Source organism: Bradyrhizobium sp. RT6a (assembly GCF_040547675.1).
Taxonomy (GTDB): Bacteria; Pseudomonadota; Alphaproteobacteria; order Rhizobiales; family Xanthobacteraceae; genus Bradyrhizobium.
In genome coordinates this window covers 34,267-51,964 of sequence record NZ_JBEPQC010000003.1, presented here as the reverse complement: position 1 = coordinate 51,964, position 17,698 = coordinate 34,267, and the positions used below count along the sequence as shown (strand labels likewise).

The window sequence follows — 17,698 nt, the reverse complement described above, 5'->3', positions numbered from 1 at the left end:
ATGTCGTCGGCCCGCGACGAAGCCCTTAATCCTGAGCAGACGAACCCTGCCCGAAGATGCGGCGAAGCAGGTCTGTCACGTTCTTGGCACCGGCCTTCCTCAGAATGCCGGCGCGATAGCCCTCGACCGTCCGTGCGCTCAGATGCATGCGCCGGGCGATCTCCTTGTTGGTCAGGCCGGCGGCGAGATGCTCGAGCACGTCGCCTTCACGCGCGCTCAGGGGTTCGCAGCCCGGCAACCAGCGCTGCCGGTTGGAGCCGGGCTGCGCGAACTCGTCGATGGCGGCACCGATCCGGTCGACGATGTCGCGGGTGCGGAACGGCTTCTCGATGAAGTCGGCCGCACCGCTCCTGATGGCGTCGACCGCCATGGCGATGCTGCCGTTTGCCGCGGTCACCAGCACCGGCGCCATGCAGTTTTCCTCGCGCAGGCGCTTGAGCACGTCGAGACCGGAGCGATCGGGCGGCATCTCCAGCAGCACGCAGGCCGGCATCCGCGCCTTGGCTTCCGAGAGCAGAGATGCGCCGTCGGCGAAGCAGATCACGTTGTATGCGCTCTGTTGAAGCGCGGTGGAAAGTTGTTCGCGGGAGGCGGCATCGGTGTCGATGACGAATACCTCACCCTTGGAAAGCATGTTCCCCGGCATAATTCCGATCCAGCAATGTCTTTGGTCAAATGGTCCGAGACGGCAGCGGGCCTCATCGCGCCGCGCCGTCATATGCACGGCATTCGCGCCCGTGCTTCGGTTTCACTTATGTATGTTCCACCTGGTTCCCGGATTTGACGGATCGGGACATAAACTTTACATTTCGGGACATCTGCGGGAATGGCTGGCAGGAACGGGTCGCATGACCGACCTCATTCGTAGCGCAGGCTTGAGCTATTACCCGGAGGTCGCCCGGTCGGTCGGGCTCGACCCCAAACAAATGATGCGCAAGGTCAGGCTGCCGCTAGCCTGCCTCGACAAGCCCGACACGCCCATTGCCGTCACCGGCCTGCGACGTCTGCTCGAATTGTCGGCAGAGGCGTCCGGAGCCGAAGATTTCGGCTTGCGCCTTGCCGAGCGCGGCGGGCTGACCAATTTCGGAGCGGTCGGCTTGATCGTGCGCGAACAGGCGACGGTCGGTGAAGCCATCGAAGCCTTCTCGCGCTTCATCCCGATCCATCACGACGGCATGAAGCTGGACGTCACCCGCGACAAGCAGACCGTGATCGTCACGCTGCACCTGCGCGGCCGGCAACCGACCGCGCCGCGCCAGTCGATCGACATGGCGCTCGGCAGCGTCCACCGCATCATCCAGTCGCTGTTCGGCAGCGATTGGCGGCCGCAGGAAGTGCACCTGCATTATCCACCGCCGCACGACCGCAAGCGCTACCGCGAGTTCTACGGCTGTCGTGTGACCTTCAACGCGGAGGACGATTCGATCCTGTTGTCGGCACACGACATGGAGCGCCGGATCCCGAGCGCGCATCCGCTGATCGCGAGCTATCTACGGAAGCGCATCGAGGCGATCGAGACGCGGCCGGCAAGCTGGGAGGAGAAGGTCGACGAGGTCGTGCGTCTCCTGCTCGCCGGCGGCGACTGCACGGTCGAGCGCGTCGCCGAGCACCTCGCCTGCACCCGCCGCACCATCCACCGCCACCTCGCCGAAGCCGGCACCAGCTTCTCGGCCATTCTCGACGCCCAGCGCGCCGATCTCGTGGTCCAGCTGATCGACGACCCCGGCCGACCGCTGGCCGACATCGCCGTGCAGCTCGGTTTCTCCGCACAGAGCGCCATGGCCCGCTGGTTCCGCGGCCGCTTCGGCTGCACCATCACCGCATGGCGCAAAGGCGTCCGGCCACCGAAATCATCGAGCGTGGCGACCGCGGCTTGAATTCAGCGTGCCGGGACGGGCACGCCCATGATGGCGAGTGCGCGGCGACGGCTGCCGGCGAGCAGCGGGCCGAACGCGATGGCAAAGCCGAGGAACGCAACGATCCAGCCGCAGGCGGCAAGGTGCAGCAATGCATCGCTGTGCGCAGGCCAAGCCACCGCCGCGACCCGCGCCAGCGCCGCGACGATGATCGCGGCATAGATGGCTTGTGTCGCCGGCGAAGCCGTCAGCGCCTGTCCGGTATGGCCGAGACTCGCACGGGTCATCACCGCGAGCGTCATGGTCCCGGCCGCGCCCGCCATCCAGGCGTGGATGCCCGCGCTCGGCGGCAATGCGCCGAAGACGGAAAGAGCATGCAGGAGGAAGCCGAGCGGCACGAAGACATAGCCGACGTGGAGAATCAGGAGCAGCCGCTCGCGGAAGGTGCGGTCACCGGCCCAGCGTGCGAGTCGCACCAGGTGCAGCACACCGACCAAGGCCATCACCGCCGCGGTGACCGTACTCAACGGCGCGGCGATCCATGAGACGAGCGCCAGCGCACTGCACCCGATCACCACACCGTCAAAACGCCCGAACGGCACCGGGAGACGGCCGGGGTTGAACTTGACCAGCCAGTTTCGGGTGAAGCTCGGGATGATGCGGCCGCCGATCAGCGAGATCATCAGAACGACCACGCCGATGCCGACGCGGATGCTGACATCAGCCGCACCCGCATAATGCGCTTCGAGATGGAAGGCGACATTGCCGGCGAGCAGCACCAGTACCAGCACCACGACGGGCAGGTTGCGCCAGTTGCCGCCGGCGATGATCTCGCGCGTTGCAGCAGCGACGACCAGCGTCAGGAAGGCGGCATCGACGGCAAGCGCGAACCCCCAGCCGATATCGGCGGACAGCGTCACCGCGACCCGCCCGGCGAGCCAGACCGCCAGCAGCGCGCCCAAGGACGGCCCCTGGATCGGCAGCCGGCCGGTCCAGTTCGGGATCGCCGTGAACAGGAATCCCGTGATCACCGCCGGCAGGAAGCCATAGAGCATCTCATGGACGTGCCAGTCGCGCGGCGCGAAAGCGGAGCTCATCGACAATTCGCCGTAGAACATCGGCAGCCAGGCCAGGATCGAAAGCCCTGCCTGGATGGCGGCGAGCAGGAAAAAGGGCCGAAAGCTGTTCGCAAACAGCGGCCAGCCCTCAAAGTTACGGGATCGGGCGCCAGCCATGGGTCAACTCCAGTCGATTCAAATCGTCGCCTGGAAAAATACTGCCGTCCGGCCGGCTCGTTTTTGAGCTATCGCAAACACCCTGACGATTGCAGGTGTCATCACACTTTCAGCGCCAAGGAGGCAGGATGGCCAAGGTCGACACATCGCTGGTTGCGCATTTGCCGCTGTTTGGGGGTGTCAAACCGGAGGACCTCGATGAGATCCTGCGCGAAGCCCGCTCGGCGCGCTATCCCAAGAACAGCGCCATTTTCGAGCAGGGCGCGGACGCGCAATCCTTCTTCCTGCTGCTGCACGGCCATGTTCGCGCGGCCAAGACCACACCGACCGGCGAGCAGATCGTGGTCCGCTATGTCGCGCCGGGCGAAACGTTCGGTCTCGCGATGGCGATCGGGGCCGCGCGCTATCCGGCCACGGCGATCGCGGTCGACGACAGCGTCGCCCTGATCTGGCCGACCTCGGCCTGGCCGCGACTGGTCGAGCGATTTCCCTCGCTCGCCGCCAACACGCTCCAGACTGTCGGCACGCGGCTCCAGGAGAGCCACACCCGAATCCTGGAAATGTCGACCCAGCAGGTCGAGCAGCGCGTCGCGCATGCGCTGCTGCGCCTCGCCAAACAATCCGGCAAGAAGCTCGACCGCGGCATCGAGATCGACTTCCCGATCAGCCGCCAGGACATCGCGCAGATGACCGGCACCACGCTGCACACCGTGAGCCGCATCCTGAGCGGCTGGGAACAGCAGGGGCTGGTCGAAAGCGGCCGTCAGCGCATCATCCTGCGCGATCCGCATGGGATCGTTGTGCTGGCGGAGCGAAGCCCGGACAGCGGCGCGGCATAGGGCCAGGGGTGAGGGTCGCGTCCGCTTACGGCGAAAGCGCCCCTCACCCGGGAATCCGCGCGCGGCCCGCGCGAAGTCCGGACCGGTTCACGCCGGCACGCGGTCCCGCAGCGCGGCGAGGAATTTGTCGCGATCGATGCCATGCTCGCGGCAGGCGTCATCGACCGTGTGAAAGGTTGCGATCGGACAGCCCACGCAGGCCATCCTGAAGGCGAGAAACACGCGGATCGTGTACGGCGCCGTGCGCATGATGTCATCGACCAGATCGTCGGATCCAAAAGGCATGGACAACACCTCCGTTCCGAAACCACGTTAGCGGAGCGGGCGGGAGTCTCTTTGTTGGAGCGCAAGCTGGTTGTCATTCCCGGGCGCGCGAAGCGCGAGCCCGGGATCCATCGGGCAACAGGCCAAGAGGTGAAATGGATTCCGGGCTCGCGCCAAGTGGCGCGCCCCGGAATGACGGGACTACACCGCCCGGCTATGCAACTGCTTCGCGGGATCGAGATGCGCGTCGAATGCGGCGGCGACGCTGCGCACGAGAAAGCGCGAGTCCTTTGCGACTGCGATGCGGTCGCCGTCCAGTCTCACGACGCCGTCGGACATCAGCGGCTTCAGACGCGACGCCGATTTCAGCATTGCCCCGGCCTCTGCGCCATGACGCGCGCAGATGTCGCCGAGATCGGCGCTGAACTCGCACATGATGCGTTCGATGATGTCGGCGCGCAGCCGGTCGTCGTCGGTGAGCCCATAGCCTTTCGCGGTGGCCAAATGGCCCTCGGCGATGCTCTGCGCATAGGCGCCGATCTGCACCTCGTTCTGGACATAGCCCTGCGGCAAATGTCCGATCGCGCTCGCGCCGAAGCCGAGCAGAACTTCGCCCTTGTCGGTGGTGTAGCCCTGAAAATTGCGCCGCAACGTGCGTTGCTCGAAGGCCACAGCCATGGAATCGCCGGGTCGCGCGAAATGATCGAGCCCGATCTGCACGTAACCGGCCTCCTTCAACGCATTGGCGATCGCGCAGGCCTGGTCGTGGCGCGCAAGGCCGTCGGGCAGCACCGCCTCGTTGATCATGCGCTGGTGCTTCTTGAAAGCAGGCACATGCGCGTAGCCGAACACCGAGAAGCGGTCGGGCCCAAGCTCGAGCGAACGTCGCACCGTATTCAGGCACGAGGCAACGGTCTGGTGCGGCAGTCCGTAGATCAGATCGAAGTTGATCCCGTTGACGCCGGCGCGCTGGAGCATGTCGACGACGGAAGCCGTCTGCTCAAAACTCTGCACCCGATTGATCGCGCGCTGCACGACTGGGTCGAAGCTCTGCACGCCCAGGCTCGCGCGGTTGACGCCGGAGAGCCGCATGGCCTCGACCATGTCGGCGGTCAGCGTGCGAGGATCGATCTCGACGGCAATCTCGGCCGACGGCAGCACGAAGAACGATTGGCGCATCGCCGCCATCAATTCGGCAAAAGCCTCCGGCGCCATGATCGTCGGCGTGCCGCCGCCGAAATGGATGTGCTCGACCTTGATGCGCCGGCCGATGGTCTCGGACACCTGCGCGATCTCGCTGCGCAGCGTACGCAGATAGGCCGCGATGAGACCGTCTCGACGAACGATCTGGGTATGGCAGCCGCAATACCAGCACATCTCGCGGCAGAACGGCACGTGCAGATAAAGCGACGCGCTGGCCGACGACGGGAGCTCCGCCAGCCACCGGGCGTAGGCACCCGCGCCGATCGCCGGCGAGAAATGCGGTGCGGTCGGGTAGCTCGTGTAGCGCGGCAGTCGTTCCTCGCCGTAACTCACCGCAAGATCGGCCCTCATATCCTACCCATTCGTCAATCAATGCTGCGCAGCGGGGCGGCGCATCCCGGATAGCGCTAAATTACCCGTTTTCGGGTGCGAAACCTTGCGCTCGCTCAAAGTCCGCGCACCGGATCGGAGCCATGGTGATATTTGATGATTGCGCTCTGGAGACAGGCAATGGCGTCGTTCGCCCTCGATCTCGTTCTGTGGCTCACCGGCGTTCGCGGCCATATCCCGCGCTTCGACGATTTTCGTCCCGTCCCCTCCACCCCTGCCGTTGGCGCCGGCCACCTCGTACGCGTGATGGTCATCACGGCCGCCGTTTTCGCCGCGCTGTCGCTCGCGGTTTGGGGGACGGTCTGGATTGCGATCCAGTTGCTCTAGTCGACGACAACCCATTCACAATAAATGCAACTGAACATGCGAACGATTTGCGGCCGGCGCGGCTGACGTCGAGCGCCGGCGCGTCTTTGGTATCGCCGATGCGATCTTCAACAAACTGCCTAAGGATTTTACCGGAGGCGAATACGGCAAAAGCTTGTTGCAGCACAAACACGCTTGCCGCGATCGGCGCACACTGCATTCCGTCATCAAAACCATTTCAGATGAAGGATGCTTCCGATGTTCACCCGCCGAGCCGCATTGATCAGCGCCGCCGCAACCGCCCTGATGCTGGCGACACCCGCCTTGGCTGCCGACGATCTCAAACTGCAGCGCCAGAAGGTCGAGCTGGTCGCTCCGCCCTTCGTGCATGCGCACGAGCAAGCGACCAAGCAGGGCCCCAAGATCGTGGAGTTCACGCTCACGATCGAGGAGAAGAAGGTCGTCATCGACGAGAAGGGCACCACCTTCCAGGCGATGACCTTCAACGGCTCGATGCCAGGTCCGATGATGGTCGTGCACGAGGGCGACTACGTCGAAACGACGCTGGTCAATCCCGCAACCAACTCCATGCCGCACAACATCGACTTCCATTCCGCGACCGGTGCGCTCGGCGGCGGCGCGCTCACGCTGGTCAATCCCGGCGAGCAGGTCGTCTTGCGCTGGAAGGCGACCAAGACCGGCGTGTTCGTCTACCATTGCGCACCGGGCGGCCCGATGATCCCCTGGCACGTCGTCTCCGGCATGAACGGCGCCGTGATGGTGCTGCCGCGCGACGGCCTCAACGACGGCAAGGGCCACGCTCTGAAATACGACAAGATCTACTATGTCGGCGAGCAGGATATGTACGTGCCGCGCGACGACAAGGGCAATTTCAAGTCCTATGAATCGCCCGGCGAAGCCTTCACCGACACCGAAGAGGTGATGAGGAAGCTGATCCCCTCCCATGTCGTGTTCAACGGCAAGGTCGGCGCGCTCACCGGCAAGAACGCGCTCACCGCCAATGTCGGCGAGAACGTGCTGATCGTGCATTCGCAGGCCAATCGCGACAGCCGTCCGCATCTGATCGGCGGCCATGGCGACTATGTCTGGGAGACCGGCAAGTTCTCCAACGCGCCGGAGACCGGGCTCGAGACCTGGTTCATCCGCGGCGGCTCGGCGGGAGCTGCGCTGTACAAGTTCATGCAGCCCGGCATCTACGCCTATGTCACGCACAATCTGATCGAGGCCGCCGACCTCGGCGCCACCGCGCACTTCAAGGTCGAAGGCAAATGGAACGACGATCTGATGATGCAGGTGAAGGCCCCTGCCGATATCCCGGCCCCCAACACCAACTAGACGCGACGAGGGGCGGGTGATGACCGGCCCCTTTTTCCTTGGGGAACGACCATGCTGATCGCATTCAAGCTGAAACTGTTCCTCGCCTGCGCCGCCGGGCTCGCAGGGCCGATCGCGGTAGCGCCGCTGGTGTCGGACATCGGGCCTGGCGGCACCGTGACGGAGCCCGCCATCGTCAGGGTCGCACCAGGCAGCCTGTCCTATCGCGAGGCCGGCGATTTCACCCGTGGCGGGCAGCAGGCGGAAGCGCCGCTGAGCGCGATGCGCTTCGAGAGGCCGCTGCACATCATGCGGCATCAGGTCTCGTCATCCGACTACCAGATTTGCGTGCAGGAGGGAGCTTGTCGCGCGCTTGATCGCGACGTGGCAATCGCCTCCGATCGACCCGCGGTGCAGGTGAGCTGGCACGATGCCGAGGCTTATGCCGGTTGGCTCTCGCGCAAGTCCGGTCACAGTTACCGCCTGCCGAGCGACGCGGAATGGGCTTTTGCGGCCGGCTCAAGATTCAAGGATGACGGCCTTCCGGTGGACGCAGCAGATCCATCGAAGCGCTGGATCGGCCGCTACGAGCGTGAATCCGAGCGCGACCTCTTCGACACGACGGCCCATCAGTTCGGCAGGTTCGGTTCGAACGAGCACGGCATCGAGGATCTCGCCGGCAATGTCTGGGAGTGGACCTCGACCTGCTTCGTGCGCTCGCGGATCGACGAGGCCGGCAATGCCGGCCGCCCCACCGTGAATTGCGGCGTGCGTGTCGCCGAGGGTGCGCACCGCGCCTATGTCACCGATTTCATCCGCGACGCCCGCGCCGGCGGCTGCGCGCAAGGCGTCCCGCCCGCCAATCTCGGCTTCCGCCTGGTTCGCGAGGAAACGTCGTGGGTCGCCAGCGTGTCGGCGCGGTGGAGCAAGACGTGGGCAGCGAGGTCGTGAGGGATCGTAGCGTCATGGCCTTCGCCAGCACGACACCGGGAATTCACATCGCCCGCGCGAACATGCGAAAGCCGGGCGCACCGATGATCGCCTCGAAGGCAGGATCGCGCTTCTCCTCGGCAAGGACGAAGCCGGCCTTGGCATAAGCGCGCTCGGCCGGCTCGTTGCCGATCAGGAACGATATCGTCGCCCGGGCAAATCCAGCTGCCCGCCCCTTCTCCAGCGCATGCGCGATCAGTGACTGCACCAGGCCGCGGCCGCGATAGGCGGGATCGGTCGCGACATGCTCGATCATCCAGTCGCCCTCGCCGCCCTGAACCCAGCAGGCGCGCGTGTAGCCGCCACGTTGGCGAATGGCCTCCAGCTCTGCCGGGGCGAGCCCGGACGCGGCTGCGACTTCCTCGATCGCACGCCAGGCCGCTGGTCCCGTGCCGGCCGCCGGTAGCGCACACAAGGCGGCAGCAGGCTTGCCATCGATCTCGGCGACCAGAAATTGCGAGACGTGCCACATCGACACCGCACGGACGGCTGCGACGCGTGCGATGAATTCGCGGCACTGTGTTTCAGGCCAGCCGAGCGCAACGTCGAACCAGCCGCGCTGCCGGTAGCCGCGCTGCGATGACAGGATGGTTTGTGCGATGAAATCAGCGTCTTCGGGACGCGCAGACCGTATCGTCATGCGCCCCCTTCGCGAAAACCTTACGTGTTCTTCAGTGCGACGCGGAATTCGGCTTCGGTCTTGGCCTTGACCTCGTCGAGCGAGACGCCGTCGGCGAGCTCGATCAGTGCCATGCCGCCGCTGCCGTGCTTGTCGATGGTGAAGACAGCCAGGTCAGTCACGACCATGTCGACCACGCGCTCGCCGGTCAGCGGCAAATTGCACTGCTTCAGGAGCTTGGCACCGTCCTTGGCCGAATGCTCCATCACCACGACCACGCGCTTGACGCCGGCGACGAGATCCATCGCGCCGCCCATGCCCTTGACCATCTTGCCGGGGATCATCCAGTTGGCGAGATCGCCGTTCTGGGCCACCTGCATGGCGCCGAGGATCGACAGATCCATGTGGCCGCCACGGATCATGCCGAAGGAATCCGCGCTGGAGAAATACGAGGTCGACGGCAGCTCGCTCACGGTCTGCTTGCCGGCGTTGATGAGATCGGCGTCCTCTTCACCCTCGTACGGGAACGGGCCCATGCCGAGCATGCCGTTCTCGCTCTGAAGGCTGACGTCCATGCCGTCCGGGATGTAGTTCGAGACCAGCGTCGGGATGCCGATGCCGAGATTGACGTAATAGCCGTCACGCAGTTCCTTCGCGGCGCGCGCAGCCATCTGTTCACGGGTCCAGGCCATGTGGTTCTCCTGATACGCTTAAGCGGCGGTGCGCGGGCGGGTGTTGCGGAATTCGATGCGCTTGTTGGCCGTTCCGACCTCGACGATGCGCTTGACGAAAAGACCGGGCGTGTGAATGTGGTCGGGATCGAGTTCGCCGGCCGGAACCAGATGCTCGACCTCGGCCACCGTGACCTTGGCGGCGGTCGCCATCATCGGGTTAAAATTGCGCGCGGTCTTGCGGTAGATGAGGTTGCCGGCGGTGTCGCCCTTCCAGGCGTGGACGATGGCGAGGTCGGCGAACAGGCCGCGCTCCATCAGGTATTTCTGTCCGTCGAATTCCTTCACTTCCTTGCCCTCGGCGATCAGCGTGCCGACGCCGGTCTTGGTGTAGAAGGCCGGAATGCCGGCGCCGCCGGCGCGGATTCGCTCGGCCAGCGTGCCCTGCGGATTGAATTCGAGTTCCAGCTCGCCGGCGAGGAATTGCTGGGCGAACAGCTTGTTCTCGCCGACATAGGACGAGATCATCTTCTTGATCTGGCGGGTTTCGAGCAGGCGGCTGAGGCCGATGCCGTCGACGCCGGCATTGTTTGAGACCACCGTCAGGTCCTTGACGCCGGAGTCGCGGATCGCGTCCGACAGCGTCTCGGCGATGCCGCAGAGGCCGAAGCCGCCCGACATGATCATCATGCCGTCTTTTAGAACGCCCTCGAGAGCCGACTTGGCGTCGGGATAGACCTTGTTCATGCAAAAAACCTCGACTGAACCTTCGGCTTGCAGGCGTCGCGCCTTATTGGCGGCGATTATTAGGCGAAATCGTCCAAAGCCGTCAATGATACGGGGTTCTCCGCTCCGCCGCTGGGTGATAGAAGCTGCCCAAGCTGTGGGCGCAACCGTTCCCGCGGCCTTGAAAGCGACAAGAAAACCCATCAACTTTCGGCACTTAACACAATAGGTCTTGGGCGTGAGGCGCGCAGGTTTCCCGGCCCGCCTTCTGGCTCCAGCGACCAACTCGATCAGGACATGCCATTGACCATGGCCCAAGGAATGAAGCGCCTCGGGACGCCGATCGCGGCGCTGCTCGGCGTGGCGCTGATCGCCCTGATCGCGACCTCATGGCTCATCAACCGCGACGCGCTGCGCAAGGCCGTGGAAACGCAGATCCGCGACGTCACCGGGCTCGAGGTCAATGTCGCAGGCGCGATCGACATTTCGGTGCTGCCGGCAAGCTACATCTCCTTCCATGACGTCGGCCTGAAGGGCGGCGGCACCAGCGACCCCGCGCTCCGTGTCGACGTGCTTACAGCGAACCTGCGGCTGCTGCCGCTGCTGCTGCAACGGTTCGAGATCGCCGACCTGACGCTGTTGCGGCCGCGCATCCATGTCAGCCTGAAGCCGGACGGCGAAAGCAACTGGACGCCGTTCATCCAGACCATCGCGCGCACCATGAAGCCCGGCGCCGAGAATCAGGTGTCGTTCTCCGAGATCCGGATCCAGGACGGCGTGCTCAATTACGAGGACGCTGCCACGCACGGCACCGAGAAGTTCGAGGACATCGACCTGTCGCTGGCCTGGCCCTCGATCTCGCGCTCCTTCGCCGCGACCGGACAGTTCGACTGGCGCGGCGAACGGGTCGACGGCTCGATCAGCTTTTCCGATTTCGTCGCCGCCCTCTCCGGCGAGCGCTCGGGGTTGAAGGCGCGGATCGCGAGCGCGCCGCTCAAGCTCGCCTTCGACGGCAACGTCGCCAACCGCACCAGCCCGATGATGGAGGGCACGCTCACGATCGACAGCCCGTCCTTGCGCAACGCGTTGCGCTGGACCGGCCAGCCGCAGCCCGCCAGCGGCGGCTTCGGCCGCTTCGCGCTGAAGGCGCGCGCCAATGTCGTCGGCGCCTCGATCGCGCTCACCAACGTCAATGTCGAGCTCGACGGCAACACCGCCGAGGGCGTGATGACCTACGCCAATAACGGCCGGCAGACGCTGCAGGCGACGCTCGCAGCCGACGCGCTCGACTTCACACCCTACATCTCGACCTTCCGCCTGCTCGCGAGCGGCGCGCGCGACTGGAACAGGCAGCTGTTCGACCTCAACGCCCTGTCGACCACCGACCTCGACATGCGCCTGTCGGCAGCCAAGCTGACGGTCGGGGCGTCGAAACTCGGCCGCACCGCGATCGGCGCGAATCTACGCAACGGCACGCTGGCGCTCTCGGTCGGCGAGGCCCAGGTCTATGGCGGCATCGCCAAGGGCTCGTTCGGCATCGCGCGCTCCGACACCGTCGCCGACATCAAGGCGCAATTCCAGTTCACCGATGTCGACCTTCAGGCCTGCGCCTCCGAGCTGTTCGGTATCAACAAGCTGTCCGGCCGCGGCAACATCAACGTCTCGCTCCTCGCATCCGGCTCGAGCCCGTTCGGCCTCATGCAGTCGCTCGACGGCAGCGCCACCGTGACCGGGCATGACGGCGCGATCTCGGGCTTCAATGCCGAGCAGCTCCTGAAGCGGCTCGAGCGCCGGCCGCTGTCCGGCGGCGGCAATTTCCGCAACGGCTCCACCCCTTACGACAATCTCACCATCGCGGTGAAGTTCTCCGACGGCGTCGCCACCGCCGAGGACATCCGCGTCGAAGGACCTGCAGCGAAGATCACGATGACCGGCACCGCCTCGGTGCCGACGCGCGAATACGACATGAAGGGCGTGGCCAGCCTCAACAGCGCGTCGGGGTTCGAATTGCCCTTCGTGGTGCAGGGCCCCTGGGACGATCCCCTCGTCTTTCCCGATCCGGAAAGCCTGATCCGCCGCTCGCCGGCCTCTGCGCCCCTGCTTGACATGCTGAAAGACCGCAAGCCGGGCGACGCGGTGCGCTCCGCGATCGAACGCATCACCGGCACCGGAAAACGTCCTGCACCGGCCGAATCGCCGACGGCGCAGAACGCCAAGGAAGGCGCGAAGTCCAATTAAGCACGGCGATCAAGCGGCACCAGCCGATCGTGCGAATTGATCAGGGCGCATTGATGCGGCGATTGGATCGATGCCTCCATTAAGCATCTCCTCTCGCCCGAGACCCCCACGACCTATGTCTGACAACAAGCCGCTAGATCGTACCACGGCCATGCGCTAGTGTTTTATACGACCGGTTAAAAACACCGGCCGTTTGAGGGAGAAAAACGTGAAATCCAAGGTTATTGGCGCAGTATCACTGGCGGTCGCTGCGGCCGGGCTGTTCGCAGCCGCTGCACCCGCATTTGCGCAGCAGAAGACGATTACGGTCTGGTGGGGCAAGGGCTTCTACCGCTCCGAAGACGACGCGCTGATCGAGACGATCAAGAAGTTCGAAGCCAAGACTGGAATCAAGGTCGAATTGTCGCAGTACGCGATCCAGGACATGATTCCGAAGACGGTCGCCGCGCTCGATGCCGGCACCGTGCCCGATGTCGCCTATTCCGATTCCTATGACGTGCAGGCGCAGGGCAAGTGGGCCTATGAGGGCAAGCTCGAGGACCTCTCGGAAGTCATGGAGCCGATCAAGAGCCGATTCGTGCAGAACACGCTGGACGCCTCGATCCTCTATAACGACGTCACCAAGAAGAAGGCCTATTACGGCTTCCCGCTGAAGCAGCAGAGCATGCATGTCGAGATCTGGAACGACATGCTGGAGAAGGCCGGCTTCAAGCTCGCCGACATCCCGACCGACTGGGCGGGCTACTGGACGTTCTGGTGCGACAAGGTGCAGCCGGGAATCCGCAAGGCCACCGGCCAGCGCATCTATGGCGTCGGCCAGCCGATGGGCGTCGAATCCACCGACGCCTTCCAGTCGTTCTACACCTTCATGGACGCCTACCACGTCAAGCTGGTCGACGACGACGGCAAGCTCACGGTCGACGATCCCAAGGTGCGCGAGAACCTGATCGGCGCGCTGAAGGACTACACCGACACCTATATCAAGGGCTGCACGCCGCCGTCCTCCACGACCTGGAAGGATCCGGACAACAACGTCGCCTTCCACAACAAGACCATCGTGATGACCCACAATTTCACGATCTCGATCGCGGCGAAGTGGTTCGAGGATTCCCAGAATCAGTCTCTGACGCAGGAGCAGCGCGACGCCGGCAAGAAGGCCTATGAGCAGGACATCGTTACGGCGTCCTTCCCGAAGGCGCCGGATGGTTCGACCATCCGCTATCGCTCCGACGTCAAGACCGGGCTGGTGTTCACCGCGGCCAAGAACAAGGCCGAGGCCAAGCAGTTCATCGCCTTCCTGCTCCAGGAAGAAAACGTTCGTCCCTACATCGAGGGTGCGCTCGGCCGCTGGTTCCCGGTGACGAAGGAAAGCCAGGCCAGCCCGTTCTGGCAGGCGGACAAGCACCGCAAGGCGGTCTACGCCCAGTTCACCGGCGGCACCGCTGCGTTCGACTTCACCAAGAACTGGAAGTTCACGATTCTCAACAACGAGAACGTGTGGGCCAAGGCGATGAACCGGGTGGTCAGCGAGAAGGTTCCAGTCGACAAGGCCGTCGACGAACTGATCGCCCGCATCAAGCAGGTCGCGGGTTAAGTCATCATCCCCTCGCCCCGCCCTGCGGGTGAAGGTATAAGAACAGTACCGGCCGCGTTTCGCGGCCGGCAACTCTTTGAAGAGTCCAACAAGAATGGCGATTACGCTCTCTGGTGATCAGTCGATCCCCGCACCGCCCTTGTCGTCGCGGCTGACCCCGGCGCAAATCTGGGGCATCGTGCTGCTCGCACCCTATTTGCTCGTTTTCCTCGCCTTCGTCGTCTACCCCGTCTGTTACGGGTTATGGCTGGCGCGGGCTCCGTCGAATTATGTCGCGCTCTATCACGACCCGATCTTTGCGCGCGCCGCCGTCAACACGCTGATCTTCCTGGTCATCGGCATCAACATCAAGATGCTGATCGCGCTGTTCCTGTCCGGCTTCTTCGCGCAGCAGCGCACCTGGATCAAATGGCTCTCCGTGGTCTTCATCCTGCCCTGGGCAGTGCCGTCGATCCCGACCATCCTGTCGGTGCGCTTCATGTTCAACCCCGAATGGGGCATGGTCAACCACCTCATCTTCTCCTTGACCGGCGATGACGGTCCGAACTGGCTGAACGACCCGACGGTGGCGCTGACCATGGCGATCGGCGTCCACATCTGGAAATCGCTGCCGTTCTGGACGCTGATTCTGATGACCGGACGGCTTGCGATCGCGCACGACCTGTTCGAGGCCGCAGAGGTCGACGGCGCGAGCTGGTGGCAGAAATTCCGTTACATCACCTGGCCGTCGCTGCAGACGCTCTACATCACCTGCACGCTGCTCTCGATGATCTGGACGCTCGGCGACTTCAACAGCGTCTATCTGCTCACCGGCGGCGGCCCGGCCGACCTCACCCACGTGTTGTCGACGCTCGGCATCCGCTATCTCCGGCTCGACCAGCTCTCGCTCGCGATGGCCTCCATCGTCTGCGCGATACCGTTCGTCCTGCCGCTGATGTACTTCATGATGAAACGGTTGTCGCGATGAAGCTTCCCTCTCTCCGTGACGTCGCGACCGAGGCGCGGCTGCTCCTGATCGGCATTCCCGTCCTGCTCTGGACGATGATACCGATCTATCACATGTTCCTGTTCGCGATCTCGCCGAAGGAGGACGCGTTCTCGGGCAAGCTGTGGCCGGATCATCCGACGCTGCACAACTTCGAAATCGTGTTCAAACAGCAGCATTACTTCCTGCGCGACTTCTATGTGCAGTTCTGGAATTCGCTGGTGATCGCGGCCGCCGTCGGCGTGCTGACGCTGGTCATCGCGACCGCGGCGGCGTTCTCGATCTCGCGGCTGCGCGTGCCCGGCGGGCGCATCGTGATGAACCTCGCGCTGTTCACCTATTTCATCCCGGCGGCGTTCCTCGCGGTGCCGATGTATCGCACCATGGGCAATTACGGCCTGCTCAACAATCATTGGTCGCTGATCCTGGCCATGGTGACGATCGCCAGCCCTTACGCGATCTGGGTGCTCAAGCAGGCCTCCGACAAGCTGCCGGTCGAGCTGGACGAGGCCGCCGTGATGGACGGCGCGACGACCCTCCAGATCTTCCGCCTGGTCTATTTGCCGCTGATGATGCCCTCGCTGGTTGCGATCGGCACCTACGCGGTGCTGCTCGCCTGGAACGAATACCTCTACGCGTTCCTGCTGCTCTCGAACGACCGCGAGATCACACTGCCGGTCGCGCTCGGCAACTTCCTGGCCGCCGACGACTCGCCGTGGGAGCTGCTGATGACGACCGGCTTCATCTACGCGCTACCGCCGGCGGCGATCTACTACGCTTTCCGCCGCTACATGGTGGGCGGGCTCACGGCAGGTGCGGTGAAGTCCTGACGCAACAGGACGGATCGGGTCGCCACAAGCAAGGCGCTTGAGCAGCCCAGCGGACAATTGCAAGTTGTTCGCGTCTGCTCTAACTTGCGTCCCGCAAAGCCGGCGGGGCGCTCATGCGCAGCAACGATGCACTCCATCTTGGCCTGATGCTCGGGGCGCTCGCGGCGTCCTATCTGGTGCCGTTCGAGCTGTTGCTGCTGGCCTATGTTGTGCTCGGCCCGGCGCATTATTTCACCGAGATCTCATGGCTGCACGATCGCAGCTACTATCTGCCTCACCGCGGGATTGCCGCTGTCCTGGCGGTTGTCGCCGTGGTCGCGGCCCTGATCGACAATGCGTCATGGTTCGGCTTTGCGATGTGGGGCGCGCTGATCGTCTGCGCCATGCTGGCGGCGACCACCTCGGCGATCGAGAGCATGCTGCTGTTCATGGCGGCAATCGCGCTGTCCGCCATCATGTATTCGAGCGGGTCGTCACTCGCGGTCATCGGCATCCTGATTCCGACCCTGATCCACGTCTGCCTGTTCACGCTGATTTTCATGGTGCTCGGTGCCTACCGATCCGGCAGCCGCGTGCAGGCCGCGCTGTTGGCTGTCTACCTCGTCGCGATCGCCACGATCCTGCTGCTGCCGCCAACCGCCGAAATCCGGATCACGAGCTTTGCCCGCGTCGGACAGGATTATTTCGGCAATGTCGGCCCGGCGCTCGGCCGGCTGTTCGGCATGCCCGGACTCGTCCTCGATGTCAGGCTGACCAGCCTGCTCGCCTTCGTCTACACCTATCACTATCTCAACTGGTTCATCAAAGCCGACGTGATCCGCTGGACCGCTGTGCCAAAGGCGCGGCTGGTGGCGATGGCCGGCGCCAGCGCCGTCTCGACCGCGCTGTACTTCTACGATTACGCCTTCGGCTTCACCTTCCTGCTGGCGCTGAGCCTGATCCACATCCTGCTCGAATTTCCGCTCGACAGCCTTGCGCTGCGGCAGGTTGGAGCTGCGGCTCAGGACGCGGTACGCGCGCGGTACGCAGAGCCCGCCGCAGCCTCAGCGACACGATCGCGTTCTACAGGCACCAAGGCTGTGAAACACCCATCCCGGTCGCCCTGATCATCCCACCGCGCTCTTACGTCGATACGCGATCAGCAGCGCGATCGTCGAACCCATGAAATAGCCGGCGGTCGCGCCCGAGATGGCGCGGCCGACGAGGATGGCCAGCGCACGATCGCCGGCATCGATCGTCGAGATCACGCCGACCGCATATTGCGAGGCGAAGACGATGAGGTTGCGGACCAGACCGATTGGACTGCCCGGACGGATGATCTGCCCGGTCGCGTGATCCAGTTCGAAAGGGCGCGGCGTCAGCACACCTAGCGGCAGCAGCGCGAGTGCGGCGACGAACCATGCGACCAGCGGCCATGCGCTGTCCTGATGCCCGAAGCCGATCCGGGACATCCCCCAGACGATGAACACGACTGGTACGATCAGCGCTCGCCAGATCGGCGTCGTGCGCGGCTGCATCGCCTGGACGCCTTGCCAGATCAGATAGGCAAGCAATGCGAAGACCCAGACCGGCGTATGCACCAGGACCTGATAGGCGAACGTCATCAACGCCTCCCTC

The 17,698-nt window shown here is 64.3% G+C and carries 18 protein-coding genes; 10 read left to right on the top strand and 8 right to left on the bottom strand.

What is annotated here, in order from left to right; genetic code table 11:
- Positions 1–25: 25 nt before the first annotated feature.
- On the bottom strand, positions 26–646 hold the full coding sequence (locus ABIC03_RS18180; RefSeq protein ID WP_275169555.1) for a response regulator transcription factor: 621 nt from the start codon (positions 644–646) through the stop codon (positions 26–28).
- 202 nt (positions 647–848) lie between these two features.
- Here ABIC03_RS18180 and ABIC03_RS18175 point away from each other — a divergent pair, with 202 nt between their 5' ends.
- Positions 849–1,877 (top strand): AraC family transcriptional regulator, encoded by a 1,029-nt coding sequence (locus tag ABIC03_RS18175; protein WP_354059800.1) that lies wholly within the window; start codon positions 849–851, stop codon positions 1,875–1,877.
- 2 nt (positions 1,878–1,879) lie between these two features.
- Here the strand turns inward: ABIC03_RS18175 and ABIC03_RS18170 are convergent, their stop codons facing one another.
- Positions 1,880–3,091, bottom strand: coding sequence for an NnrS family protein (locus ABIC03_RS18170; protein WP_354059798.1), 1,212 nt, complete (start codon positions 3,089–3,091; stop codon positions 1,880–1,882).
- A 128-nt stretch (positions 3,092–3,219) separates the two neighbouring features.
- Between ABIC03_RS18170 and ABIC03_RS18165 the strand changes: the two genes are divergently transcribed.
- Positions 3,220–3,930, top strand: a complete 711-nt coding sequence (locus ABIC03_RS18165; protein ID WP_275169558.1) for a Crp/Fnr family transcriptional regulator — start codon at positions 3,220–3,222, stop codon at positions 3,928–3,930.
- A gap of 87 nt (positions 3,931–4,017) precedes the next feature.
- Here ABIC03_RS18165 and ABIC03_RS18160 read toward each other — a convergent pair whose 3' ends face one another.
- Entirely contained in the window at positions 4,018–4,215 is a 198-nt protein-coding gene (locus ABIC03_RS18160; protein WP_354059796.1) for a DUF1858 domain-containing protein, read from the bottom strand.
- 180 nt (positions 4,216–4,395) lie between these two features.
- On the bottom strand, positions 4,396–5,748 hold the full coding sequence (gene hemN, locus ABIC03_RS18155; RefSeq protein ID WP_354059794.1) for an oxygen-independent coproporphyrinogen III oxidase: 1,353 nt from the start codon (positions 5,746–5,748) through the stop codon (positions 4,396–4,398).
- A gap of 159 nt (positions 5,749–5,907) precedes the next feature.
- Here hemN and ABIC03_RS18150 point away from each other — a divergent pair, with 159 nt between their 5' ends.
- From ABIC03_RS18150 to ABIC03_RS18140, 3 genes are all read left to right on the top strand, one after another.
- A complete protein-coding gene (locus ABIC03_RS18150; RefSeq protein WP_354059792.1) occupies positions 5,908–6,114 on the top strand; it encodes a hypothetical protein in 207 nt (68 codons plus the stop codon).
- A gap of 237 nt (positions 6,115–6,351) precedes the next feature.
- Positions 6,352–7,449: a copper-containing nitrite reductase gene (nirK, locus tag ABIC03_RS18145; protein ID WP_354059790.1), complete on the top strand. Its 1,098-nt coding sequence runs from the start codon at positions 6,352–6,354 to the stop codon at positions 7,447–7,449.
- 51 nt (positions 7,450–7,500) lie between these two features.
- On the top strand, positions 7,501–8,379 hold the full coding sequence (locus ABIC03_RS18140) for an SUMF1/EgtB/PvdO family nonheme iron enzyme (protein WP_275169562.1): 879 nt from the start codon (positions 7,501–7,503) through the stop codon (positions 8,377–8,379).
- Between the two features lie 43 nt (positions 8,380–8,422).
- On the opposite strand, the gene ABIC03_RS18135 is transcribed toward ABIC03_RS18140, so the two are convergent.
- The 3 genes from ABIC03_RS18135 to ABIC03_RS18125 are packed head-to-tail and all read right to left on the bottom strand — an operon-like array spanning position 8,423 to position 10,455.
- Entirely contained in the window at positions 8,423–9,058 is a 636-nt protein-coding gene (locus ABIC03_RS18135; protein WP_354059787.1) for a GNAT family N-acetyltransferase, read from the bottom strand.
- A 20-nt stretch (positions 9,059–9,078) separates the two neighbouring features.
- Positions 9,079–9,729 carry a CoA transferase subunit B gene (locus ABIC03_RS18130; protein WP_354059785.1) on the bottom strand — a complete coding sequence of 217 codons (651 nt, stop codon included), beginning with the start codon at positions 9,727–9,729 and terminating at the stop codon, positions 9,079–9,081.
- 18 nt (positions 9,730–9,747) lie between these two features.
- Complete coding sequence (locus ABIC03_RS18125) at positions 9,748–10,455, bottom strand: CoA transferase subunit A (protein WP_354059783.1); 708 nt, start codon at positions 10,453–10,455, stop codon at positions 9,748–9,750.
- Positions 10,456–10,743: 288 nt separating this feature from the next.
- Here ABIC03_RS18125 and ABIC03_RS18120 point away from each other — a divergent pair, with 288 nt between their 5' ends.
- The 5 genes from ABIC03_RS18120 (at position 10,744) to ABIC03_RS18100 (ending at position 17,187) form a co-directional block, all read left to right on the top strand.
- Positions 10,744–12,672 carry an AsmA family protein gene (locus ABIC03_RS18120; protein WP_354060860.1) on the top strand — a complete coding sequence of 643 codons (1,929 nt, stop codon included), beginning with the start codon at positions 10,744–10,746 and terminating at the stop codon, positions 12,670–12,672.
- Between the two features lie 208 nt (positions 12,673–12,880).
- Complete coding sequence (locus ABIC03_RS18115; RefSeq protein WP_354059781.1) at positions 12,881–14,266, top strand: ABC transporter substrate-binding protein; 1,386 nt, start codon at positions 12,881–12,883, stop codon at positions 14,264–14,266.
- Positions 14,267–14,360: 94 nt separating this feature from the next.
- Positions 14,361–15,233, top strand: a complete 873-nt coding sequence (locus ABIC03_RS18110; protein ID WP_354059779.1) for a carbohydrate ABC transporter permease — start codon at positions 14,361–14,363, stop codon at positions 15,231–15,233.
- A complete protein-coding gene (locus ABIC03_RS18105; RefSeq protein WP_007596245.1) occupies positions 15,230–16,081 on the top strand; it encodes a carbohydrate ABC transporter permease in 852 nt (283 codons plus the stop codon). The genes ABIC03_RS18110 and ABIC03_RS18105 overlap by 4 nt, the downstream gene beginning before the upstream one ends.
- Positions 16,082–16,194: 113 nt before the next feature.
- The gene (locus tag ABIC03_RS18100; RefSeq protein ID WP_354059777.1) at positions 16,195–17,187 is read left to right on the top strand and encodes a hypothetical protein; all 993 of its coding nucleotides are present in this window, start codon (positions 16,195–16,197) and stop codon (positions 17,185–17,187) included.
- On the opposite strand, the gene ABIC03_RS18095 is transcribed toward ABIC03_RS18100, so the two are convergent.
- A complete protein-coding gene (locus tag ABIC03_RS18095) occupies positions 17,188–17,685 on the bottom strand; it encodes a DUF6622 family protein (protein ID WP_354059775.1) in 498 nt (165 codons plus the stop codon).
- Positions 17,686–17,698 lie beyond the last annotated feature (13 nt).